Raw genomic sequence first — 26,578 nt, 5'->3', positions numbered from 1 at the left:
TTTGGATAATTAACCCTTTTTCTATGAAATTGGGTTTTTTTTATGGCTATTGATTAAAGAAAGCATGCATCACCTGTGACTAGAAATATTATCTTTGCCGTTTACAATAAATTAGGCCTTTGGGCAGTTAAGTATTTGATGATTTAAATCTTATGAGTCTTAAATCTTTTTTAATAAGTAAAGCGTTTTTTAAAAGCTTGGCCATTGCCTTCGTAGTAGTGGTGATTATGATGTTTGTGACCATCAAAGGATTGGGCTATTATACTGATAATGGTTCTTTTATTTTGGTTCCAAAGTTGGCCCATCGCGATTCCGATTCTTTAAGGGTACTGTCTTCTGCCGATTATTTGCAATATGAAGTAATTGATAGTATGTATGCTGATGATTATATGCCTGGTACTGTGGTATTGCAAAATCCAACTCCAGGAGCTAAAGTGAAAAAAGGAAGAAAAGTTTATCTTTCCATAGTAGCTAAAACTCCTGAATTGGTTAGTATGCCGAATCTTCTTGATTTGAGTATCAGAAGAGCCATAGATGTGGTTCAGTATGCGCATTTGAAAGTAGAAAGAATTGAGTTTGCTGACGATATTGCTCTGAATGCTGTGATAGAGCAATTATACAAAGGCGACACTATTGCACCTGATTCTCTCTTGCCAAGTGGAGCCAGTATTACCCTGGTGGTAGGTAATGGATATCGTAAAACAGGAGCAACAGTTCCTTTTGTTTTAGGGAAGAATTTGACACAAGCACGTAAAGCAATTTTGAAAGCCTCATTTAATATGGGTAGAATAGATACTTTGCAAGAAGATTACGAAGGTCGTTGGTTTGTATATGAGCAAAGTCCATTTGCTGACCCGCTTCATCCTTCAAAGGCTCCTCTAGGCTCAAATATTTCATTGAAATTGCGCTCCTCACTGGATTATAATTTCGATTCTATTATTGAATTTTATAATTCGCCAGATAGTGTGCGTTACGATAGTTTAATGTTCCAAAATGAATTGACTGATTTTTAATTATGCGTTATATATACATCTCAATTATCATACTATTAGGGAGTGTTTTTCATCAATTGAAAGCACAAGAGCAACTATTGCCTCTTCAAATCGATCCCAGCCTAAATAATTATCACAGAAGCAATCAACTTCTATGGAAGAAAAAAGAATCTACAGAACCTATGTTCTTGCCTTTCTTCGACGATTTTAATCAAGCTGGCTATAGACCAAATGCTGATTTATGGGAAGGTGATAATGTTTATATCAATAAGAAATTTCAACTATTCCCACCTAATATTGGAGTAGCAACTTTTGATGCCATGGACGGAAGTGGAAACATTTATTCCAATGCAAGTCAGTATGCATTTCCTGCAGATACTTTGAGCTCTCTGGAAATACGATTAGATAGTTTGCAGGATCCTACTTTACGACCTTTGTTAATCAAAGATAGTGTTTACTTCAGCTTTTATTACCAGCCACAGGGAAGAGGAAATGCACCTGAAGAGGGCGATATTTTAAATTTAGAGTTCTATTCTCCACCTACCGATCAATGGGAAAATGTTTGGTCATCCGAAGGAATGACTTTAGATACTTTTCTGGTTCGTGAAGACCTGCTCGATAGTTTAATAATAGGTAGGGATACAATTCCAGGAGGAAGTTTCACTAAGCAAGTATTTATTGCAGTTACTGATAGTGCAAAATTTTTTCATTCTGGATTCCGGTTTAGATTTCATAATCATGCCAGTTTAGCTGGAAATAGTCAGCCCGATTGGCAAAGCAATTGTGATCACTGGAATATTGATATGGTATGGTTAGATAGAGATAGAACTAGAACGGATAGTAGCTATCGTAAAATTTCATTTGTGAACGATCCTCCATCTATGATTAAAAGATATCGTTCAATGCCATATCGTCAATATAGAAATGACCCTACTAATAGTATGATGGATTCCATTCGTTATATGTTTATCAGAAATATGGATAATGTAGCCTATCTGGCTACTTATAAATATACCATATCAAATCAAACTACTCAAGATTCTGTATATCAAACAGCTGCATTTCCAGCAGATTCCAATAGTATAGTTGAAAGTATACGTTCTGCAAAGCCACCAATCATCAGTTATTTCTCCATTTATAATGAACTTTTCAAAACCTTTAAAGTCACTCATATAATCAATGATATTGGTTTGACAGGTGTAGGAGATACTATTGAAAGTGAACAAGTATTTGCTAATTATTATGCCTATGACGATGGTACTCCAGAGGCAGGATATGGAATGAGTGCAAGAAATGGAAAAGCAGCCATCCAGTTTCAGCTCAACACCAAAGACACATTACGCCGAATTCAGATGTATTTTAATCCAACTCTTACTTCTGCCAACGAGCAGTACTTCAATTTGATGGTTTGGAAAAACATAGAACCTGAGGAGGTGATTTATAAAAAACGAGTGAAAGTTACTTTTAGTGAAGGCTTGTATAATTTTTACACCTTCGATTTAGATACAAGTATAGTTTTAGCCAATGAGTTTTATATAGGCTTCCAACAATTATATGATGAGAATCTTAATATAGGCTTCGATTATGCTTTAGATAGTAAGCAGTATCTATATTATAATATTGGTGTTGGATGGATTCCTACAATCTATACTGGATCATTAATGATGCGTCCTTTATTTGGTGAGGTGATGCCTACAGCAACTAATGACATTAAACCCATACCAAAATCAAGTTTTGTGTTGTATCCAAATCCAGTAAATGGCGATATTATACATTTGGATTGGCCGAAAGCTGATTACCATACAATAAAGGTCGAAATATATAATATCACTGGTCAATTGATGTTGCGTAGAAATGATGAGCGAGATATTAACGTTTCTGAATTAGGAAATGGTGTTTATCTAGTGAAAATGACCGATACTGAGACAGGTGAAAATACCACTCAGAAAATGATTAAACGAAAACTATAGTAGAGCGATATGAGCGAGGAAAAGATAGAAGAAAATTTTGATAAAGAAGAAAATGAGGAGAAAGACTTATACGAGCATTATCGCTTTGAAGTAGACCCTGGTCAGGAGCCATTGAGAATTGATAAATTCTTGATGTCTCGGATTATGAATGCTACCAGAAATAAGCTTCAAGAAGCTACTAAAGCAGGTAATGTTTTAGTTAATGAGAAAGAGGTAAAATCAAATTATAGAGTTAGACCTAATGATATTATCAAGATTGTTTTAACCTATCCAAAAAGAGATACTACTGTTTATGGGGAAGATATTCCTTTAGATATAGTTTATGAGGATGATGATTTGCTTATTGTCAATAAGCAAGCTGGATTGGTGGTACACCCAGGTCATGGTAATTTTACCGGTACTTTATTAAATGCATTGAAATTTTATTTCGAGCAAAAAGGGGAGGATACTGAAGGACTTTTAGTCCATAGAATAGATAAAGATACTACCGGATTGATGGTGGTGGCGAAGAACGAGATGGCACAAGCAAGACTAGCCAAGCAGTTCTATGATCATACCATTGAAAGAAAATATCAAGCCTTGGTTTGGGGCGATTTTGATGAAGAAGAAGGAACTATTGAAGGACACATTGGCCGTAATCCTAGTAATAGGCTGCAAATGGCCGTTTTCCCTGATGGAGAGCAAGGCCGTCATGCCATTACTCATTATAAACTCGTCAAACGATTTGGCTATGTTACCCTTATCGAATGCCAATTAGAAACTGGACGTACCCATCAAATTAGAGCACACCTCAAACATATAAACCATCCTCTATTTAACGATACTCGTTATGGTGGGGATAAAATCTTAAAAGGAACCACTTTCACCAAATACAAGCAGTTTGTGAGTAATTGTTTCTCATTAATTCCTCGACAAGCTTTACATGCAAAATCTTTAGGATTTCAACATCCAACAACTGGCGATACCATTTTCTTTGAAAGTGAATTGCCAAACGATTTAAAGCAAGTAGTGGAAAAATGGGATGGTTACAGTCAACACTCTTTGGGAATTGAGAGAGGAGAGGTGTAAAACTTCTTTTGTTGAATTTGAATAAAAATATTGAGGTGTTCAATTACTTACTTTAATGATATCTAATTCAATAAGCTATAAGTTTTTTGTTACTAAATTATAGAACTAATTGTTTTTGGAGCATACTTTTTTTCGCTCCCCTTTAGGTTGGGGCAAACGAAAAAAGCCTAAATAAAAATATTTTATTCCTTATAAATGAATCTCATCCTTCAAGGTGGGATTTTTTATTGGCCCCAGGGCAAACTCATACTTTTAATTTGGTTAGTTTTTTTGACAGGGCTTGTACGGATTTGCAATCCGTACGGTTAAAATAGGCTTTTTTCGCTACTGTATTCGCACGGAAAACATTTCCGTGCTAGCTTTTTATGTTATAATAGGATCTATTCATGCATTTGTAGCATTTTTGAATAAGTATGAGTTTGCCCTGTTATTGGACCTATCATTCTTGTTTTGTAAGGTATAATGACTTATATTTACTAAGCAATTGTCTCTCTTAAACATATTATTACATTTAGTATTCTTAAACTAAATGTTCCGAACTCTGTTAATATAAATGTTGATGAAAGATAGTGATCAGAAAAACCATAGTACTAAAGGATCTAAAAAAATTGATAAGAGGATACTATTTAATACCCTTCTTGTTTTTGGACCTATCTTTTTGCTGGTGCTACTGGGTTCTATTTTTATACTAAAGACTCAAGAAAGCCTAGAAATAAAGCTTATCAAAGATGTCGAAACAAGTATAGTTGACAATAAACTTAAAAATATTGAAGAAGAAATAGGACATGTGATCCACGATCTTTTGATTTTAAAATCTAATAGATCTATTGAGAAATATTGGGAATTTCAAAATGAAGAATTTGTTAACGATTTAAGTGATGAAATCCTAAGTATTGTTGAATATCAACAGGTATATGATCAGTGTAGGATTATTGATATTCATGGTGTAGAAGTTATTAGAGTCAATTATAATAAAGGCGAACCCGTCCTCGCTCCTAAGAATCAACTTCAAAACAAAGCTGATCGATATTATTTTAAAGATGCCATTAAATTAAATAAAGGAGAGGTTTTTGTTTCTTCCATGGATCTGAATATTGAAAATGGGGAGATAGAATTGCCATTAAAACCAATGATTCGTATCGCTGCACCCATATTCGACAATGATGATGAAAAAAAGGGAATCATAATATTTAACTTTTTTGGAGATAGAATCCTACACCAACTTGGAGATAGTACAAATTCTATGGTATATAGTGAAGTAATGCTATTGAATTCTAAGGGTTATTATTTGCAAGGGCCCTCTCCCGAAAAAGAATGGGGCTTTATGTTTGATGGTAAGAAGGATATTACCTTTCAATATGATTTAAAAAATGAATGGGAAGAAATTTGTGATAATGAGGCTTCTTAGTTCATTAATGATAATGGCTTATTTACATTTAAAACAATATATCCGCTCCTCGAAGGACAAAAAAACAACAAGTCTAATTGGTCAGATTTTGTTTCTAGCGAAATGTATATGAAATCTAAAGACTATTATTGGAAAATTGTTTCTTTTGTACCAATTGAGGTTATTGAAGATAAGTTTATTTATAGAAGAATCTGGGTCGCCGTGCTTATTATACTATTTTCTTTGGGTCTTTTATTTGTTTCATGGAGATTAGCCGAAGCTCAATACTACAGACGTTTGGCCATGCAGTCTTTGAAAATTAGTAATGAATCAAAAGACAGGTTGTTTTCAATAATAGCACACGATTTAAAAGGCCCTTTTAGTTCCTTATTGGGATTTAGTAATATGCTCGAAGAAGAGCTAAATGAAGGTGACCTTTCCAATGTGAAAAAGTATAGTAGTACTTTAAATACTACTTTAACTAAAACATACTACTTGTTAATCAACCTCCTTGATTGGTCGAGCTCTCAAACAAATAGAATAAGTTTTGTCCCTGAAAAATTCTGTTTTAATGACCTTGTCGACGAAATATTTCATTTTCTGGATCTGCAAGCTCAAGATAAAGAAATAGTCCTTAAAAGAATAATTGATGGTCAGATATTCATTTCTTCTGATAGAAATATGATGAGTACAGTTATCAGAAACCTAATATCAAATGCCATAAAATATTCTAATAAAGGTGAAATAGAACTAAAAGCATATTTTATCAATAATGATTTGTATTGTTCTATCAAGGATTGTGGAACAGGAATTTCAAAAGAAAAAATGAATACTCTTTTTCAAATTTCAGAAATAGAAAGTATCCCAGGTACCAATAACGAAAAAGGAACAGGCTTAGGATTGATGCTGTGTAAAGAATTTATAGAAAAACAGAATGGCGAAATTGGAGTGGAGAGCGAACTAGGTAGCGGTTCCGTTTTTTGGTTTCGAATTCCAAATTCTGAAGCTTAGTGTTTTATTATAAAAGCTTGTAAATGAGTCTCTCTGCAAACCCATTAGATCAAAAAAAGCCATCCTTTATAAGGACAGCTTTTTGGGTGAAAGACCGGTCTCGAACCGGCGACCTCCGGAACCACAATCCGGCGCTCTAACCAACTGAGCTACAATCACCATTTTTGAGAGTGCAAAGATAAGCGAATTCTTATTTCTATCAACAGTATTTTTTATTTTTTTGAAAAAAATCTTCGTAAATTGGTCGAATCAAAATAGGAAAGCTAAAATATAAATCGAAAATCTGGTCAGGATTGTTTAGAGATAATACCTCTAAATACTTGATTATCTATTTGTTGTTTCTCTGTTCTTTGGCGGTTTTGGGCTATCTTATCACACCTGATTCCAGTTCATTTGCTAATAATCAACATCTAGAAATTAGCATGAAATCGCCCGGATATTCCTGTTATTTCTATTCAGAAGAGGAAGAACCGGCTGCCAATATCTTAAAAACCCTAGTTTTTGGAAAAAGGGAATATCGCTCGGAGCTGGCCATTTCTTCTTATAAAATACAAAATGACTCTATTCATCTTTTAGTCATCGATCCCCTTTTGGCCAATAATAAAGAAATATTGAGTTTTCTAGTCCAAGATAAAGCCCAAACTTTCATTACCGAGCATATTGCAAGGAAAGTATTTTGGCTAGGAACCGACCAATTCGGAAGAGATGTATTAAGCCGCTTAATCATTGGTTTAAGAATCAGTTTATCGGTAGGCTTTATTTCAGTATTAATTTCTTTATTAATTGGAGTCAGCCTTGGTGCCATTGCTGGATATTATGGCAGATGGGTCGATCAATTAGTGATGTGGTTTATCAATGTCATTTGGTCTTTACCCTCCTTATTGCTCATCATTGCCATTAGTTTTGCATTAGGAAAAGGATTTTGGCAAATGTTTATTGCCATTGGCTTAAGCATGTGGGTGGAAGTAGCGAGAGTAGTTAGAGGACAAGTGATGTCCATCAAGCAGAATGAGTATATTGAGGCTGCTCATGCTTTGGCTTATTCCAATACTAGGATCATCACCAAGCATATCCTACCAAATATATGGGGTCCCGTGATTGTGATTTCTGCAGCCAATTTTTCTACAGCCATATTAGTAGAAGCAGGATTAAGTTTCTTAGGTTTAGGTGTAACTCCTCCCATTCCAAGTTTGGGTGGAATGATTCGAGAATCATATATAGGTATCTTTTTTGGATATCCATGGCTTTCCTTTTTTCCTGGAATGCTTATTGTTTCTATAGTTTTCTCATTTATGATGATTGGCCGTGTACTAAAAAGGTATATATAGTATTTAACTCTCGATTTTTTTTCTAGAAAAATTCCTAAAAAATTCTTAATTTTATGTTGAAAAGCATAAACCTTTTGAGCTATTTTTACGTAGAAATCATATCAATTAAATATCCGTATGAGGGATAAATAAATTGTTTATATTTTTCTTCGTTGAGAAATAAAATATTTGCATAGCCAAGCTACGGAAATATTTTATTTTGAAAAGAAAGAGAAATAGAAACGATTTATATCACTCAATATGGTTTTTATTTGATATAAATTATCAAAATCAATTTTTTTGTTTCAGGGGGAATGCATTTAATTGAAGCGAACAAATTAGAATGTATTAAACAACAAATTATCTATTATGAGATATAATATCTATACTCGACTCTTTTCTAAACCTAGATTTTTAATTATTACTTTATTGTGCCTTATTCCTGGTGCTTTGTGGGCGCAAAGTTTCGATCCATTACCAGACATATGCCATACCTCAACTACGCCTATTAACCTTAGCGATTATGTAGGAGGAAATAGTGGATTTTCTATGAGTCCAACTACATCAGGTACAATAACTTCGACATCGGGTGGGGCTCCTTATTTTTTTACGCCAAATGGAACTCCAGGGACAATAACCTTTACCTATCTTCAAGGAGGGAATCCAACACAAATCATGCAGATTGAGAGTGCTCCTGTCATTCCTACAAATATAACCTCAACACCTGATAAATATTGTGAAGATTATGCCGATGGTTTCACAACAATAACTCTAACTGCTTCTGGGGGTTCTGGTACTACATACAATTGGTACGATCTTACTAGCAGTCTCGGCACGGGAAACTCTATTGTTCTCACTGCACCCAATACCGCTACTTTTTATGAGGTTACTTATTCTAATACTTGTGGGGAATCAGTGGCTTTGAACTATACAGTGAAACCAGTTCCGATTTCTCAATCAGATTTAGGTATTAATGTTCTACCTAACACATATTGTAATGACGCAGCCAATGTCAATGTAACAGGAGTTCCAAACACTGTAACCGGTGGAGGTCTTTCTACGGTTTTTACTCCTCACTCTCCTCCTGGAATAACAGATAATGGAGATGCGACAGCAACAATATCACCAACTTCGTTAGGAAATGGAAACTATTCATTGACATATACAATCAGTAAAGATAATTGTACACTATTTATTACAGAACCATTTGAAGTTTTACCTCCGCTAAATGTATCATTTTCAGGTTTAAATGGACCTGTTTGTGCAGGGGATGGAATACAAAATCTACTTGGTAATCCTGTTCCTCCACCTGGGACAGGTACTTTTACCGGTTCTGGAATAACTGATTATGGCGATGGAACTGCTGATTTTGATCCAACAGGATTAGATGGAACTTATACCATCAGGTATACTTATATCGATGGGAATGCTTGTGAATCATATGAAGAACAAACTATTGTTGTTCATCCATTACCTATTCTAAATATCTTAAATCTTGATGCTCATTACTGTAATGGTGATGCTGCTGTTACTTTAACGGGTAATTTTGCACCCGATGGTGAATTCTCCATTTCCCCAGCTAGTTCTGGATTTACTAATAATAGTGGTTTTGGCACAGCAACGTGGGATCCTACCAGTGCAGGAGTGGGTTCCTATGATATTACCTATACTTATACTGATGGAAATACTTGTACAGATTTTATTACAGAATCTACAGAAGTACATGCTATTTTAAGCCCCAATATTACAGGAACGGGTAGCCCATGTCAAAACGATGAAATAACCTATTCCACTGAAGCTGGAATGAATAATTATAATTGGGTAGAATCAGGAGGAACTGTAATTGCTGGAGGAACCGCTAGTGATAATTCCATAACTATAAGATGGATCAACGATGGTGCTGAAACATTATCAGTTGAATATAATGATTCAAATGGAGGATGCCTTTCTTCTACCACTACCAAAAATATAACAGTAAAGCCTCAACCAACAGTGACATTAGATCCTTTCTCAAATGTTTGTTTGCAAAATGCGTCCTTTACAATAATAGGAGGAAATGGAAACCCAAGTGGTGGAATTGGTGTTTATGATGTGGATGGAACTACACGTACAGACTTCGATCCTGCACTTGAAGGGATAGGACCTCATACCATCACCTATACTTATACCAATTCTGCTCCTAACTCATGTACAAATGCTGATTCACAAGGAATTACCGTTTTAGATTTGGCCGCCTCTATTTCTAGTTTGGATGCTGATTATTGTCGACTTCAAGCGGATGAAACTATTATAGGAAATAATACAGATGCTGCTATTGGAAGCTTTTCGATAAGCCCTGTTCCTACCAATGCTACAACATTAATAGATAATGGAAATAACTCAGCAACTTTTAGTCCAATTAATTGTGATCCTGCTGATTATAATACTGTTTTTACCATCACTTATACCTATACTAATGGAACTTGTACTGCCACCGATCAAACCACCACATTTGTCTATGGTTCACCTACTGTTACTATTAATGGTTTAGCTGCTAGCTATTGTACTGATGATGGTATTGATGCTTTTACAGGAACTCCATCAAATGGAATATTTTCTACAACAGCTCTAGGGGGATTAACAGATGATGGTGCTGGTAATGGGACCTTTGATCCTGGAGTTGCAGGTGCAGGAAACTACGATATCTCATACTATTATGAGGATGCGGCTGGTTGTAATAATACCGATATTATTCCAGTGACTGTAAATCAGACCCCAGATGCTGTTCTACTAAGTAGTGATGCAGATAATATTATTTGTGATGGTGCTTCAATAACATTTACAGCCAGTGATAATGAAGGTGTTGCGGACACCTACGAATTTTTTGTGGATGGTGTGAGTGTTCAAGGCCCTGGAGCAAATAGTACTTATGTGACATCCACCTTAAGTGATCAAGAAATTGTAACTGTAGACCTATCTGTTGCTGCTTCTGTATGTAATGATATCAGTACTGGTATAACGACCACTGTTATAGATTCTCCAGTGCCAACAATCACGGGAGATATACTTGTTTGTGAAGGAGATATGGGAGAGGTTTATACTACAGAATCCGGAATGAATAATTATTCTTGGAATGTTATAGGAGGAACTATAACAGCAGGTGGTGGAATTAATGACGAAACAGCAACCGTAACTTGGAATACTCCAGGAATGCAAAATATAAGTGTGAATTATGAAAATTCAAATGCTTGTTCAGCTTCTAGCCCTACTGTTTTAAATGTAGATGTTATAGCCTTACCAGCAGATGATTTAGCTTTAAGTGATGATGAAATTTGCTCGGGGGATGTTGCATTGATTACTTTAAGTGCTTCGGAATTAGGGGTGACCTATCAATTAAGACTCGATGCTGATAATTCTTCAGTAGGAGGAGCATTAAATGGTACTGGAGGAGATTTAAACTTTATTGTGACTCCTCTAAATACTACTACCTATAACATGATAGCCTCCAATGCTACAGGTTGTTTGGTTGAGTTATTAGATAAACCTGTTGTTATAGCAAATCCAAATCCAGTAGCTGGTTTAATAAGTAGTGATGTGGATAATACTATTTGTTTAGGTGAAAGTATAAGCTTTACTGCTTCTGGTGGAGATGTTTATGAATTTTTTATTGATGGTAGTTCAGTTCAAGGACCAAGTATTGTAGATGTATTTACCACTACAACTCTTGAGGATGGTGAAGAAGTAACCGTTGAAGCTTCTTTTGGATTAACCAGTTGTACTGATATCAGTGCTGGAATTATTACCACAGTCAACCCATTACCTATACCAACAATAGCAGGAGACCAAGATGTTTGTTTAAATGCTAGTGGTTTTGTTTATACTACAGAAGCTGGAATGAGCGATTATGTATGGAACATAGTTGGCGGAACTATTGATGCTGGGGGAACTGTAAATGACAATACAGCAACGGTTACTTGGACATCAGTGGGAGCACAATCTATAAACGTAAATTATAATAACTTAAATGGATGTACTGCTCTTGCTGCAACAAACTTGACTGTTAATGTGAATGATTTGCCAGACAATAGCCTTGTGGTAAACGATGATGAAATATGTATTGGTGAACAAGCAACTATAGTATTAGAAAGCTCCATTCCCGGCATTACTTATCAATTGCGATTGGACTCAGATAACTCTAATGTTGGGCCTACTTTAAATGGTAATGGAGGAGATTTAAATTTCCCTGTAAGTCCATTTACGACGACTTTATATAATATATTGGCATCAGATGCAAATGGTTGTTCTGATCAGTTATTGCATCAACCTACAGTGACGGTCAACCCTCTTCCTATTCCCCTTCTAAGCAGTAGTGATGCAGATAATATAATATGCTTAGGAGAGAGTGTTACTTTTACTGCTTCCGGAGGAGATGCATATGAATTCTTTGTGGATGGTATTTCTGTTCAAGGACCAAGTAGTGTAAATACATATACCACAATAGGTTTATTGGATGGGGAAGAAGTGACAGTTGAAGTAGAAAGTGTTTCAGGCTGTACAGATATCAGTTCCGGGATTATCACAACAGTGCATGAACTTCCAGTCATTAGTTTGACAGGTTCACAAGAAGTTTGTTTGAATGAGTCTGGTGTAGTCTATACAACGGATGCAGGTATGACTAATTATAGTTGGGCTGTGGTTGGTGGAATTATAGATGCAGGTGGAAGCGCTAGCGATCATACCATAAGCATCACTTGGACTTCCTTAGGTGTACAATCAGTATCCGTTAATTATGATAATGCAAATTCATGTGAAGCTGTAAGTTCACAATCACTTGCTGTTCATGTGAACGACTTACCTGATGATAGTTTTACTTTCACCGATGTAGTAATCTGTGAAGCTAATATAGCGCTTATAGAGCAATCTAGTTCCGTGTTAAATGTCAGCTATCAGTTACGATTAGATAGTGATAATTCTTTAATAGGAGCTCCAATAATGGGAACAGGTTTAGCGATTACCTTTCCTGCAAGCCCACTTGTCACATCCACCTATAATGTTTTAGCTACAAATGCATCATCTTGTGATATTGAAATGATTGACAAGGCTATAGTTTATGTAAATCCTCTTCCAGATAATAATTTGGGAGTCATGGGAAGCACAGTATGTTTTGGGGAGCCTGGCACCATCATTATCCAAGCCTCTGAGCTAGGAGTGAGTTATCAACTTCGATTAGATAGTGATGATTCGCATCAAGGAGTAGCATTAATTGGTACAGGAGCTGATTTAACTTATAATGTGGCACCAATAGCAACGACCACTTATAATATTCTTGCGACAGATGGAAATTCCTGTTCCGTGGAAATGGCTACCAAGCCAGTGGTGACTATTAATCCATTACCAGATAATTCTCTGGTTTTATCTGATGAAGAAATTTGCCTCGGAGAAACGGCTTCTATTGTTTTATTTAATTCTTTACCTAGTATCAGTTATCAGTTGCGATTAGATGCTGATGACAGTCCTGTAGGAACGGCACAACCTGGAAATGGGGCCAACCTTCTTTTTAATGTTTCTCCTATCAATACAACGTCATATAATATATTGGCAACAAATGCCAATATGTGCTCAAATGAGATGATAGACAAATCAGTGGTACAAGTGAATCCAACACCAGATGTTACTTTAGGACTTACTAGTCCTTCAGCTTGTGCTGGCGAATCAACTGTTATTACCTTGTCTAACTCAGTAGCTGGTGTAACTTATCAATTACGATTAGATAGTGATAATACCAATATTGGAGCTGCCATTCCTGGAAATGGGAATGATATTAATTTTTCCGTTAGCCCAACATCAACAACTATTTATAATGTTTTAGCAACTTCTTCTAATAGTTGTTCGGCAGAGTTAATCACTAAATCGACAGTAACTGTTTTTGATGCACCAGATGCTCACTTAATTGTGGATGATGCCAATGTGTGTTTTGGTGAAACAGCTTCTATTACACTATATAATTCTGAATTGGGAGTAACTTATCAATTACGATTAGATAGTGATAATTCTAATGTTGGAGTCCCTGTTTCAGGTACTGGAGGAAATATTCTATTAAATGTGAATACCAATATTTCTAATACATATAATGTGTATGCCTATAATGTAAATGCATGCGCAGTGGAGCTCATCGATAAACCTAATGTAACAGTTAACCCATTGCCAGATCATACGCTAACTGTCGGTGACGATGCCATTTGTTATGGTGAACAAGCTGATATTGTATTATTCAATTCTGTTTTGGGAGTGAATTATCAATTACGATTAGATAGTGATGATTCCAATATAGGAAGTTCTCTATCAGGAAATGGTGGAACACTAGTTTTCCACGATAATCCATTAACAACAAGCACTTATAATATTTTAGCATTCGATGCCAATGCTTGTTCCATAGAATTAAATGATAAATCCATCGTACAGGTATATCCTTTGGCTAACAATACGCTAACAGTTAGTGACCCTACCGTTTGTTTTGGTGAAAATGCTATTATTAGTGTGGATAATTCAGAGCCAGGAGTTAGCTATCAATTGCGTTTAGATAGTGATAACTCTAATGTTGGGGCTGCCATTTCTGGAAATAGTGGAACAATTACTTTTAATGTTGCTGTTAATACTACCACATTATTTAATGTATTGGCTAATACTAGCAATAGCTGTGATACTGAATTATTAGATAGAGCTTTAGTAACAGTAAACCCATCACCAGATGAAACCCTAGCGGTGAGTTCTCCTTCAATATGTGAAAATGAAATTGCAGAAATTATAGTTTATACTTCTGAGATAGGAGTTTCTTATCAATTGCGCTTAGATAGTGACAATACTCTTGTTGGAATTCCTCTCAATGGAAATGGCGGAGATTTATCTTTCTATGTGACTCCATCTGCTTCTACCTTATATAATGTGTTAGCCACTGGTGGAAATTCTTGTAGCGTTGAATTAAATCAAAAAGCAGATGTGACTGTTTATCCATTACCTGATGCCAGTTTAATTGTTGATGATGCTACCATTTGCGCCACTGAAACGGCAAGTATTTTACTTTATAATTCTGAAATTGGAATCAGCTATCAGTTACGATTAGATAGTGATGATAGCCCAATAGGAACGGCGCAAACAGGGGATGGTAGTATTTTAACATTCGATGTTAATCCAACAACCAGTACTGTTTATAATATTTATGCTACAACCAGCAATGCTTGTAATATTGAGTTATTAGATAAATCAGTGGTGTCTGTTCTTCCAACTCCCGATTTAGATTTAACAGTGACTAGTGATGAGATTTGTGTGGGAGAAACAGCTTCAATTATTATTCTAAATTCTGAACTTGGGGTTAGCTATCAATTGAGATTAAATGCTGACAATAGTAATATTGGAACTGCTATTCAAGGTACAGGTTTCGACTTAGAATTCTTTGTCAGTCCAACTCTAACTACTATATATAATGTATTGGCGACTGGTGGAAATGCTTGTGCAGGTTCATTAGTTGAATTAAGTACAGTAACGGTAAATCCTCTTCCTGCTCAACCTGTGATTACAGCAAATGGACCAACTACTTTCTGTGAAGGAGAGAGTGTTGATTTAACATCTTCTGTTGCTGATGAGTATTTATGGTCAACTGGAGAGACAAGTCAAACCATTACAGTTGGCACAGCAGGAACTTATACCGTTATGATTTCGGATCTTAATATGTGTGCCAGTCCTGTATCAGATCCAATTATTATTAATGTAAACCCTCTTCCTTCTGTAAGTTTTAATGGATTAGATATTAGCTATTGTCACGATGCTTCTTCTATTATATTAACAGGAAATCCTCTTCCTTCAGCATTAAGTACTGGTTTGTTTTCAGGTCCTGGTATTACTGATAATGGAGATGGAACTGCTATATTCGATCCTATAGCAGCAGGAATCGGTGGACCCTACGATATTATGTATTCCTTTTCGGATGAAAATACATGTACAAATACTGACACACAACAAACCACCGTATTTCCAGCACCTAGTATTAGTATCTCTGGTTTAGATATTGGGTATTGTGTAAATGCAAGCCCAATCTTAATTACCGGTAGTGAAGCGCCATTTGGACAGTTTTCTGGTCCTGGGATAACTGATAATGCTAATGGTACAGCCATATTTGATCCTGTTTCAGCCGGAATTGGTGGTCCCTATGATATTGAGTATTCTTTTACCAATCCTGATGGCTGCTCAAATACTGTAATTAGTCAAACTCAAGTATACGATTTACCTACAGTTACTTTTGGAACTTTAAATCCTGAATATTGTGTTGATCATTCAGAAGTAATATTAACAGGAAATCATGCTCCAGGAGGTAGTTTTAGTGGAGTTGGTATTTTTGACAATGGAGATGGAACTGCTATCTTTAATCCATCCTCAGCAGGTATTGGTGGACCTTATGAAATTACTTATACCTATTCTGATGGTAATTTATGTAGCAATACATCAATTCAACAAACCATTATTCATGCTTTACCAACAGTTTCATTTTCTGGACTTAATACTGATTATTGCATTGATGGAACCACTTCTACTTTAGTGGGTAATCATGCACCAGAAGGTATCTTCACTGGTTTAGGAATAACAGATAATGGTGATGGAACTGCAAGCTTTGATCCTGCTTTGGCTGGAACAGGCTTGAATATTCAAATTACTTATATCTATTCTGACCCTAATTTCTGTGATAATTCAGAAATACAATTGGTAAATGTTCATGCTTTACCAATTGTACAAATTCTAGGTTTAGAATCTAATTATTGTGTAAATGATGGAGATATTCTAATCACAGGAGATCCATTACCAGATGCACAAAGTTCTGGTTACTTCACTGGAAGTGGTGTCACAGATAATGGAGATGGAACCGCATTGTTTAGTCCTTCAAGTTTGATAGAAAATAATATTTATTCCATATCTTATACTTATAATGATTTAAACTCTTGTGAATCTACATATTTCCAAGATGTAAATATCATTGAGCTTCCAAATGCACCAATAGCAACTGATGTGGATGTTTGTTTTAGTGAAACAGTTCCAGATCTAACAGCTCTAGGGGAACCTGGATTCCAATTAATCTGGTATGATAGCCTTGGTGATTCTATCCATTCTGGAAATACTTATGCTACTGGAATGACCAATGTTGGAGTTTACGAGTATTCAGTAACACAAATTCATACTATTACCGGTTGTGAGAGTAATCCTACTCCAGTTAGTTTAAATATTATTGAACTACCTATAGTAGAACTACCTCCTTATGCTGATGTTTGTATTTATGATTTCATTCTCTATTTAAATACTGGAACACCAAGTGGAGGTACCTATACAGGGAGTCCAGGGATTATATTATTACCAACTGGTGATTATATTTTCCATCCAGAATACGCTGGAGCAGGTATACATGATATTATTTACACCTATACCAATCCTATTAGTGGATGTTATGATACCGCTATGCAAACTATAACAGTACATGACCGACCTATAGTTGAAATACTAGATTTGGAAGCCATATATTGTATTGCAGGAGCAGAAGTTACCATCAATGGAAATTATCCTGGATATGGAATTTTTTCTGGAGCTGGTATAACTGATAATGGAGATGGTAGCGCTCAATTTCTACCTTCTGTGGCAGGTATAGGGTATCATGATATTGTATATCAATACCAAGATATAAATACAGGTTGTTCAAATCAATATACAGCCACCACATTAGTAGAGGGAGCTCCTCAAAATGTTTCTGTGATTCAAATTAGTGATCCAGAGATTTGTGTGAATTCTATAGAAACAATAACCCTAGAAGCTATTGGAGGAAATGGAACTTGGGTGAATTGGTTTGAGACCTCATGTGGAGGTAATAGTCCAGAGATTCTAACTGCAAATGGAGATTCTTCATTAATTGTAATACCAGCTCCTGAAGTATCCACTTATTATTTTGCACAGTGGGAAACAGAATGTGGAGTTAGTGATATATGTGCCGATAATTATATTGTGGTGAATCAGAATCCAACTTTACCCGATAACGCTTGGGCGACTCCAGATGTGGTTTGTAATGAAGATCAAGATTCTATTGCCTTATTTATTACAGGTGGTAATTATGGTTCCATTTTAGAATGGACTCAAGATTCTTGTACTGGATTAGTAGTGGGCCAAACCAATGGTGCCCCTTTACATATCCCAACTCCTGATACTACTACTATTTATTTTGCCAATTGGATTAACGACTGTGGTGAGTCTGGTTGTACAGAAAGTGTAAGAGTAAGAGTTACACCGCCAGCTGAAGCAGTAGCTATTGCTGATGCTGATTCTAATTTCTTCTGCAGAAATACATTAAACAAATTACAATTAAGAGCTTTCGGTGGAAGAGGAGATTCTGTAATATGGCATTACGATTCTTTAGGATTATATCCGTTACCAATAGATAGTATTTTAAATGTAATGAGTGCTTCTGGTGATACTATCGAAATTATTCCTCCAACAGTAAATACAATATATTATCCATTCAGAGCTACTCCATGTGAGCAGGTAGGTGGAAATATTGCTGTAGAGGTTTATGTTTTTGCAGATCCAATAGCTGCTGATACAGCCTATACTTTCCCCTCAACCATTTGTTTTGGTTCTGCAGATTCTATTACATTAATTGTAGAAGGAGGAAGTGGTGTTAAAATTGAATGGTATGCTGGAAATTGTAATAATGGAGTTTTCCTAGGAAATGGTAATGATTTTAAAGTGCCTCCTCCAAATGTAAATACTACTTATTTTGCGAAATGGGTGACTCCATGTGGAGTCTCTGCATGTAAAAGCACAGAACTTATCATTTATCCTCCAACTACTGATCCTATCACCATCATCAGTGATACCAATGCTCTTTGTGCGGGTAACTTGTCAGAAATTCAATTGGTAATGAATGGTGGTAGTGGAGATTCTGTAGTTTGGTTCTCCGATTATTGTGGAGGGATTGAACTTGATCCTAGTTCTTTCTATTATCAATCTCCTATGCGAGATACCATTGTTATTCCAGCTCCAAGCACAGATACTACCTTCTACGCTTATTGGGCCACACCTTGTGAAGTTTCAGAATGTGTTGATATTGATATTTCAGTATATCCACAACCCATAATCATGGATAGTGTTTATACTAGCCATAATAATTTCTGTAGTGGTTCGGTAGCAAATATTACCTTAACAGCAGTAGGAGGGGAGGGTGATGAAATAACCTGGACTAAGGATAGTTGTGATGGTCCTATAGTTGCAGTGACTAATTTAAGCTCTATTAGTATTCCAAGTCCACAAGATACCACCGTATATTTTGCCAAATGGAAAACTATTTGTGACAGTACAGACTGTATAACCATTCAAATAAATGTACCTCCAACTCCAATTGAACCCATTCAAATGCACGTGCTTGAGAATTTAATTTGTGATAATACTATTGATTCTATTACTTTGGTATTAGAAGGTGGAAGTGGCTTCGAAGCAGTTTGGTTCTATGGTCCCTATTGTGGTAATGATACTATCCCTGAGGTAGATATGAAAAAACTATCTCCAAAAGGCGACTCCATAAGAATTGCTCGTCCAGCTCAGTCCCAAGTGTTTACTGCAAATTGGGCTAGTTATAGTGGAGTATGTGGCTCATCAGACTGTGTCAGCTTAGATGTTTTTGTTTATGAGGCTCCTCAAGCTAGTTTCCAAATTACTGGTGGTGTGGAATGTGAAAATACTTTATTGCAATTTTCTCCAACATCCGATGCCGGAACAGGTTTGATTACCCAACTGGTTTGGGATTTCGGAGATGGTGTAGTCGTAGATACCAATCTACAAGTAAATTTATTCCATGCTTATGAAAATTCAGGGGAGTATCTCGTGGAATTAATGATTACAAATACTTATGGTTGTAAAGATACTACTTGGGTTCCATTAACCATTTCTAATGGGCCATCAGCAGCCTTTAGCTACGAAACATCTTGTTTAGGCACGCCTATTCAATTTACAGATGAATCCATTTCAGCCGTAGATAGTATAGCCGCTTGGTTCTGGAACTTTAATGATCCAACTAGTTTAAATGATACTTCAAGTCTTCAAAATCCAACCTACACCTATACTGAAGCTGGAATTTATGATGTGATATTAACTATTACCGATACATCCGGCTGTTCGGGTGAGATTATCCAAGAAGTGATTGTTTCTCCGGCCCCAACTGCATTCTTTAAATTAGGAAATGCAAGTTGTCAGAATGTGCCCGTTTTATTTAGTGATTCGTCGTTTACTGAAAATAATGAAATAGTTACTTGGGTTTGGGATTTTGGTGATGGTTCTGATGAGTTAGTCATTAATGCACCGGAAAACCCTAATGTATTCCATAGCTACGAAAATATAGGTGATTTTACAGTCTCACTCTCCGTTTATGATACACTAGGATGTCAAAGTGCCTACTTCTATCGTTATTTTGAAGTTCGACCTACTCCAATCGCTGGCTTTATACATGCAGATACAGCTTGTCAAACTGGAATTATTCACTTTTTCGATACTACTGCACACCTTGCTGGAACAAATGGAATAGCTTGGCAATGGAATTTTGGTGATGAAGCTTTCGCTTATAACCAAAATCCAGTGCATTCTTATATTGAAACAGGGCAGTTTTATGATGTGGAAATGATTATAACAGATGAATTTGGTTGTCAAGATACCGCTATGAATACAGTGGAGGTAAAACCAAGTATGGAAATAGCATTCACTTCCAATATAGTTTGTGAAGGAGAAGAAACGCGATTAATTGCTGAGCTCATACAACCTGAGAACGATCAGGTGGCTACATGGCAATGGTTCTTTGGTGATAATACCGATACTATTGTTCATAGTGATACTATTTATCATCAATATCCTGCTGGAGGAACTTTCTATGCTACCTTAATTGGAGTAGATGATGGTGGATGTGAAACCATAGTTATCAACCAGGCAGTGAAGGTTTATCCCGCTCCAATTGTTGATTATTTTATTCCAGAAGCCAGTTGTAGTGATCCTAGTAAGTTTTATAATCATTCTATAGCCAATGCTGATTCTATTATCCTTTACCATTTCGAATATGGGGATGGTACCTATGAAACTTTTAACTCTAGTAATTATCCAGATCCTCTCGAACATAACTATCCAGCAGGAGCAAATGAGTATATAGCTTCTATAAGCTTAACCAATTCTAATGGTTGTATTCAAACTACTGAGTTTGTAGTTGAACGAGAGAGTTGTATCGATTTGAGTTTCCAATTTAGCAATCCTGCTTGTTTAGGACAAGAAGTTCAATTTATCAATCATTCATTTGTGAATAATGAAGGAGTAACTATTGATTCTATCATATGGAACTTTGGGGATGGAGTTATCTATGAATTACCTATTGAGTCAGGTGATACTGTATATCATACTTATACAACTGTTGGAATGAAGGATGTGCAAATGAAACTAATTGCCACCAACGAATTTGGTGATTTTACGGTAGGAACCACAAAAGGGCTTTATGTAAATGAAACGCCAAATGCAGCTTTTGACATTCAAGAGAATCTAATGTGTAGTCGCGATTCCATCCATTTTATTGACCATTCATGGGTGTTTAATGGCGAAGTTGTAGGCTGGAGATGGGTTTTCGGAGATCAGTATTCCGAAAGAGATACATCATATTTACAGAATCCTGCTTATTGGTATGAGTATGGTGGTTTATATCAACCCAGTTTAATTGCGATTTCAGATTCAGGATGTACCAATTCAACAGATAGGGATATTAATATTAATCCTTCTCCATTAAATCACTTATTTGCCGATCGAGACTTTGGTTGTGGGCCAGAAAATGAAATATTTTTCCGAGATACGGCCTTATTAGAGGAGGGTAATATTGCTTATTATCAGTGGATATTTGGCTTCAATGACACCGTTTATACTGATGTGGACAGTTTGCATCATCAATTAGAGATTGGTAATTATAATGTTATTTCGAGAGTGGTGAGTGAATTAGGTTGTTCAGGTATTGATAGCATTAGTGGTTTCAACGTTTTCGACAAACCAATTGCTGACTTTGGATATTACCCTGAAGACCCAAGTATTAGAGAGCCTGAAGTTTATTTTAATGATAGAAGTATGGGTACAGTTTCACCTGTAGAATACTATCATTGGGATTTTGGTGATAATAATGATACCATTGGCTTAGATCCAATGCATATTTATCAAGATACTGGAAGCTTTAGAGTTTTATTAACTATCCAAGATCAGAATGGATGTGTGGATACTATATCTAATACCTTATTCGTTGATCCGGTATTCTCATTCTATATGCCAAATGCTTTTTCACCAAACGATAATGGATTGAATGATGCGTTTGGGCCAGTAGGTTCCTATTTCCAAGGTACTGATTATGAGTTTTTAATATATAGCCGTTGGGGAGAGTTATTATTTGAGACTAAAGATCCATTGGAGCATTGGAAAGGTGATTTCCAAACGTCATCAAAAGAGCAAGCACCTTTGGGAGTTTATTCTTGGATTATTAGAGTAAAGGATTCGTTTAATAATGAGCATCTATATAAAGGGATAGTCACATTAGTGAGATAATTTTTGCACGGCCTGATATTTATCAGGCCGTTTTTTTACATTTGCAAAAAAAATACTCATGAACGCTGGATATACAGATTTATTCACAGTCGCTTTATTATACTTCACAAGCTTTTTTAGTTTGATTAATCCTTTGGGATCCATGCCAGTATTTCTGACCATGACAGCGAACTTGAATAAAAAGGAGAGGGCAAGAACGGCATTGAAAGCTGTTATTACTGCTTTTATTACTTTATTAATATTTGCTTTTGGAGGACAAATGCTATTTCAGTTTTTTGGTATATCTGTAGATAGTTTTAGAGTTGTGGGTGGAATTATATTCTTTATGATGGGTTATGATATGTTAAACGCTCGTTTGAGTTCTTTGAAAAGCATAAATCCCAATGAAGTAAAGGAATATGTAGATGATATAGCGGTAACTCCCCTTGGAATACCTATGATTGCTGGACCTGGGGCAATTACAAACTCTATTGTATTGATGCAAGATTCTGATACGCTTATGCTAAAGGCTATTCTAATAGGGACAATTATAATAACCATGCTATTAACTCTAGTTATTTATATCAGTGGTGGAACGATTATTAAATTCCTTGGGGAGACTGGAAATAAAATTATGCTGAAGTTAATGGGATTGATAGTGATGGTTATTGCGGTTGAGTTTTTCTTTGCAGGGTTAACACCAATTATTCAGGGGATTCTCAAAATTCAATAATCGAATGTGTTATTTCTCTGTTCCTAACTTTTGTGCAGGAGTGAGTTCCTGAACCCATGAGTTATCATATAATTTCCAATCCTGAAAACTTTTCAGTTGAGATAGAGGGATTTTTCCATCGATATATTTGGCTAATAATTTGAAATGCATTGGTTTTTCCTTTTTAAGAATCATTAGAGTCGTATTGACTGAAGATTTCATGGCAATTAAAATCCCGCCACCTAAATCAGCCCAATGACCACTTTGATAAAGGTTTTTATAGGGTGTTTTATAGGAAGCTACATTGGCTTGCATATTTTTCTTACCAGGCTTTTGTCCCATCATGCTACCATTTCTATTTCCAGTATATCTGAGCAGTGTAATAGGAGTGGCTACATCCAAATATTCAATATGATCTCTAATATTAGGTGCAATGGAATCTCTAACTCTATCTATTAAAATATTGGCATATTCAGCTTTCAAATCTCTATAAGCTTTTGTTCTTTTAAATTGGCCATGTTCGTCTCTAACACAAGCCCAATAATTATTCTGCTCAATCCAAGCTGGGATAAATAAGGTGAGTGTGCCCTTTGATAAAGGAGCCAATGATTTATCCCTGACCGATGATGCAATTATATGCATTCCGCTAGTTTTAGGATCTCCACTATCCAATTCAGCCCTATTTAATGAGGAGTCTGCCAAATAAATATTTTCTTCACCAAAACCTAAATCCTCAGCCTTACAATCTAATCCTATAGAAACACTTAGTGCAGATGCATACATTTCTGAATCTTCTATTTGCTTAGATTTTTTTTGATTTTCTTCAGTACTCGGAAGAAGCTTGGAATATAAGGAACTTGCATCACAGGCAGCAACTACATATTTGGCATTTATTTCCCTAGTTTCTGATTTAAATTGGACTTTCACCCCCTTTACATTATTCTTTTGAGTTAGAATCTCTATAACTTTTGATTTTAGACATATCTCAGCACCCATTTCTTTACTTGAATGAACTAACCATTCAGGAAAGCTTTGACTACCACCAGTTGGAGGAGTCTGGAAATTATTGGAATAGGCCCAAGAAATTGGAATTAAGCAGGATAGTAAGTCTGGTTCCGTGCAGAATACACTTTGTAGTTTAGGATTAGAAAAGTATTTTGATAGGCCTTTGCTAATGCCCTCCTCTCCTGAATATTTTAGATGTGGTATAAATGGGATAGCAAATTTCAACATTTTTAATCCATAAATACCTTTTTCAAAAACGCCCATGGTATCCATAGTCCTACTCAAGTTGATATAATCATCAAAAGACTTTGAAATCCTTTTAGCATCTCGAAAAAATCGAGTAATTCCTTTTTTGTCTTCAGGGAATTCCTTTATCCATTGATTTTTGAGATTATCAGGATAATTTGTGACTAAATAGTCAAAGTCTTTAGAGATGAATCGTCGGATGTTCTTTTGTATTTTTGCTTTTGGATAATCATCACCAATAATATCAAAAATCCTTCCTACCCATCCTTCAGCGGCGCAGTTATTTAACCAGTGGATAGAAGAATCGAAGCGAAATGCACCTCTATCAAAGCCAGCTAGATATCCACCAGGTCTAGCATCCATTTCGATGACACAGCACGATAAACCTACCCTTGACAATAAGGCAGAGGATGTAAGTCCACTGATACCTCCACCAATGATTACTACATCATATGAATCTTTTAAGCAGGAATTGTTTTTACTCATAATATGATGTAATGTAAAAAAAAAATTTGACAAAGGAACTAGTTAATTCTATTAATTATCAAGGGAAGTTAACAATCGTTAAAATGCAGTTTTTAATCGGACACTGACGTATTTATGATCTTTACCTGTTCTGAATTCTTTGGACTTCCAATGTTGAATAAATTGTAATTCAAAACGACCATAAGATAGAACTAACCCTCCTGTTCCTTCAATGACAAATCTATTTATTTGCCCTGGAGGAATAACATAAACACTTCTTCTGTCGGTAACTCCGCCTTGTAAAGTGGCATCATATCCAATTAATTGTGTCTCTATTTCTATAAGGAAATTAAAGCGTATTTTTCTAGGGAAAGTAGGTGATAATCTTTTTCGATTATAGGCCGTTATATCTTGGTAGAAAGGAATAAAACTTCCATATTTCCCTCCAAATCCCCATTTCAGATTATCTCTAAGTGTACCAATTTGAGCTCCCGCTATTAAATAGGATTCAAATTGATAATTTTCATAGAGGAGGCTTCTTAATTTATATTGGTAATCTATGATATAATCTGTATTAATTTGATTATGCCACCCTTGTGGAGGTGAGTTATTGGGTAAGATGGTATGAACCAAGTCTTGTATAAATCCACCTCCACTATAAGGGCCTACTACTCCAAAGTTGATTTCAGAATAATGTTGCATCTTGTTTTTTGAGTCAAAGGATATTAAGTTTTGCCCCAACATGGTATAAGCTGCCCATGGTCTGTCATCTGGCACAATGGAATCTACTTTAGGTTGAATTCCAGTATACATATTTTGTACAAGTGTGATGCCATAGTAATCTATACCGCTTTTCCCATTTGAAACTAGTAAATAGGAGAGAGGAGATTCTACAAAAAATGGATGGCTATAGCTTAAATATACTCCATTTGTATAGTAATAATCGGTATAGTCCCAAAAATCATTATCAAAGCCAAGCTCAATAAATTGATTATAATTGAGAAGAGGATAATATAAACTTCGATCTGCTAATTCTAGTTCTTGTTTCTTTTCGAGGGATCTTTTTATGGTTGGAATATCCAATGATCCAATTGTTTTAGACTTGATGGATTCGTAAGCAAATAATATTCTTTCTTCAGCCTTTATTGGTGTTTTTTCGTCAATTACAGTTTGTGAAACATGATGGGTTTTTTCTAGAATATAAGTATCTTTATTTTGAACTAAGTCTGAAAAGAAAAATGACCTACTCTTATTATAACCTTTTCTATTGCTAAGAAATGGAGCCTTATTTCTATTAAAAAATATAATAGGTTCTTTGCTGTAAATTTTTTCTATTGAAAATTGAATACTATCGCCTTGTGATGTAATAAAAATAATTTCTTTAAAATGGCTAGGGAGTAATTCTATATGAGGTTCTGTCCTCAACAGACTATCCAACGGGATTTCCTCCCAATTCTTATTTAAAAGATATATACCACTTTCCTGTATGTAAAACTTTGGAGGAGTTTCAACCATTGGTATTTGAGGTGCTTCTTGAGGATGTTTTTGATCAGGTTCGCAGCTTCTCCATAATAATATGAAGAGAATGATAAATAAAAGACTTATGATTATTTTACGCTGCAAGTTTTTACTTTTAGCGAGCAAAGATAGTGCTTTGAGCTTATTCTAGTTGTGAAAAAGAATAAAAAAATAGGGGTATAAAAAAAGCAAGTTCAAAAAAATTGAACTTGCTATTATAAAGGAGTGGCGACGACTTACTCTCCCACCATTGGCAGTACCATCAGCGCTAGCGGTCTTAACTTCTCTGTTCGGAAAGGGAAGAG

The 26,578-nt window shown here is 35.6% G+C and carries 10 protein-coding genes, 1 tRNA gene and 1 rRNA gene; 8 read left to right on the top strand and 4 right to left on the bottom strand.

All coding sequences use genetic code 11. The annotated features are described in order from the left end of the window. Nucleotides 1–152: 152 nt before the first annotated feature. From HNS40_RS03835 to HNS40_RS03815, 5 genes are all read left to right on the top strand, one after another. Nucleotides 153–1,013: a PASTA domain-containing protein gene (locus tag HNS40_RS03835; RefSeq protein WP_172277848.1), complete on the top strand. Its 861-nt coding sequence runs from the start codon at nt 153–155 to the stop codon at nt 1,011–1,013. A 2-nt stretch (nt 1,014–1,015) separates the two neighbouring features. Next, nucleotides 1,016–2,962: a T9SS type A sorting domain-containing protein gene (locus HNS40_RS03830; protein WP_172277846.1), complete on the top strand. Its 1,947-nt coding sequence runs from the start codon at nt 1,016–1,018 to the stop codon at nt 2,960–2,962. Between the two features lie 9 nt (nt 2,963–2,971). Then, nucleotides 2,972–4,030, top strand: coding sequence for an RluA family pseudouridine synthase (locus HNS40_RS03825; RefSeq protein WP_172277844.1), 1,059 nt, complete (start codon nt 2,972–2,974; stop codon nt 4,028–4,030). A gap of 559 nt (nt 4,031–4,589) precedes the next feature. Continuing rightward, nucleotides 4,590–5,438, top strand: a complete 849-nt coding sequence (locus tag HNS40_RS03820) for a cache domain-containing protein (protein WP_172277842.1) — start codon at nt 4,590–4,592, stop codon at nt 5,436–5,438. Between the two features lie 108 nt (nt 5,439–5,546). Then, a complete protein-coding gene (locus HNS40_RS03815) occupies nt 5,547–6,428 on the top strand; it encodes a sensor histidine kinase KdpD (RefSeq protein ID WP_172277840.1) in 882 nt (293 codons plus the stop codon). An 84-nt stretch (nt 6,429–6,512) separates the two neighbouring features. Here the strand turns inward: HNS40_RS03815 and HNS40_RS03810 are convergent. Then, nucleotides 6,513–6,588 (bottom strand) — tRNA-His (locus HNS40_RS03810). A gap of 133 nt (nt 6,589–6,721) precedes the next feature. On the opposite strand from HNS40_RS03810, the gene HNS40_RS03805 reads away from it, so the two are divergent. The 3 genes from HNS40_RS03805 (at nt 6,722) to HNS40_RS03795 (ending at nt 23,060) form a co-directional block, all read left to right on the top strand. Then, nucleotides 6,722–7,756, top strand: coding sequence for an ABC transporter permease (locus HNS40_RS03805; RefSeq protein WP_216664153.1), 1,035 nt, complete (start codon nt 6,722–6,724; stop codon nt 7,754–7,756). A gap of 348 nt (nt 7,757–8,104) precedes the next feature. Continuing rightward, nucleotides 8,105–22,348 (top strand): PKD domain-containing protein, encoded by a 14,244-nt coding sequence (locus HNS40_RS03800; RefSeq protein ID WP_172277838.1) that lies wholly within the window; start codon nt 8,105–8,107, stop codon nt 22,346–22,348. A gap of 58 nt (nt 22,349–22,406) precedes the next feature. After that, complete coding sequence (locus tag HNS40_RS03795) at nt 22,407–23,060, top strand: MarC family protein (RefSeq protein WP_172277836.1); 654 nt, start codon at nt 22,407–22,409, stop codon at nt 23,058–23,060. Between the two features lie 9 nt (nt 23,061–23,069). Here the strand turns inward: HNS40_RS03795 and HNS40_RS03790 are convergent, their stop codons facing one another. The 3 genes from HNS40_RS03790 to rrf all read right to left on the bottom strand — a co-directional run. Further along, entirely contained in the window at nt 23,070–24,776 is a 1,707-nt protein-coding gene (locus HNS40_RS03790) for an NAD(P)/FAD-dependent oxidoreductase (RefSeq protein ID WP_172277833.1), read from the bottom strand. A 78-nt stretch (nt 24,777–24,854) separates the two neighbouring features. Beyond that, on the bottom strand, nt 24,855–26,378 hold the full coding sequence (locus tag HNS40_RS03785) for a lipid A deacylase LpxR family protein (RefSeq protein ID WP_172277831.1): 1,524 nt from the start codon (nt 26,376–26,378) through the stop codon (nt 24,855–24,857). A 118-nt stretch (nt 26,379–26,496) separates the two neighbouring features. Continuing rightward, a 5S ribosomal RNA gene (rrf, locus tag HNS40_RS03780) occupies nt 26,497–26,578 on the bottom strand; the annotation flags it as partial.

It is taken from the genome of Lentimicrobium sp. S6 (assembly GCF_013166635.1).
In the GTDB taxonomy this organism is placed as follows: domain Bacteria; phylum Bacteroidota; class Bacteroidia; order Bacteroidales; family UBA12170; genus UBA12170.
Note: the sequence above shows the minus strand (reverse complement) of the source record. Positions and strands in the feature narration are given on the sequence as shown.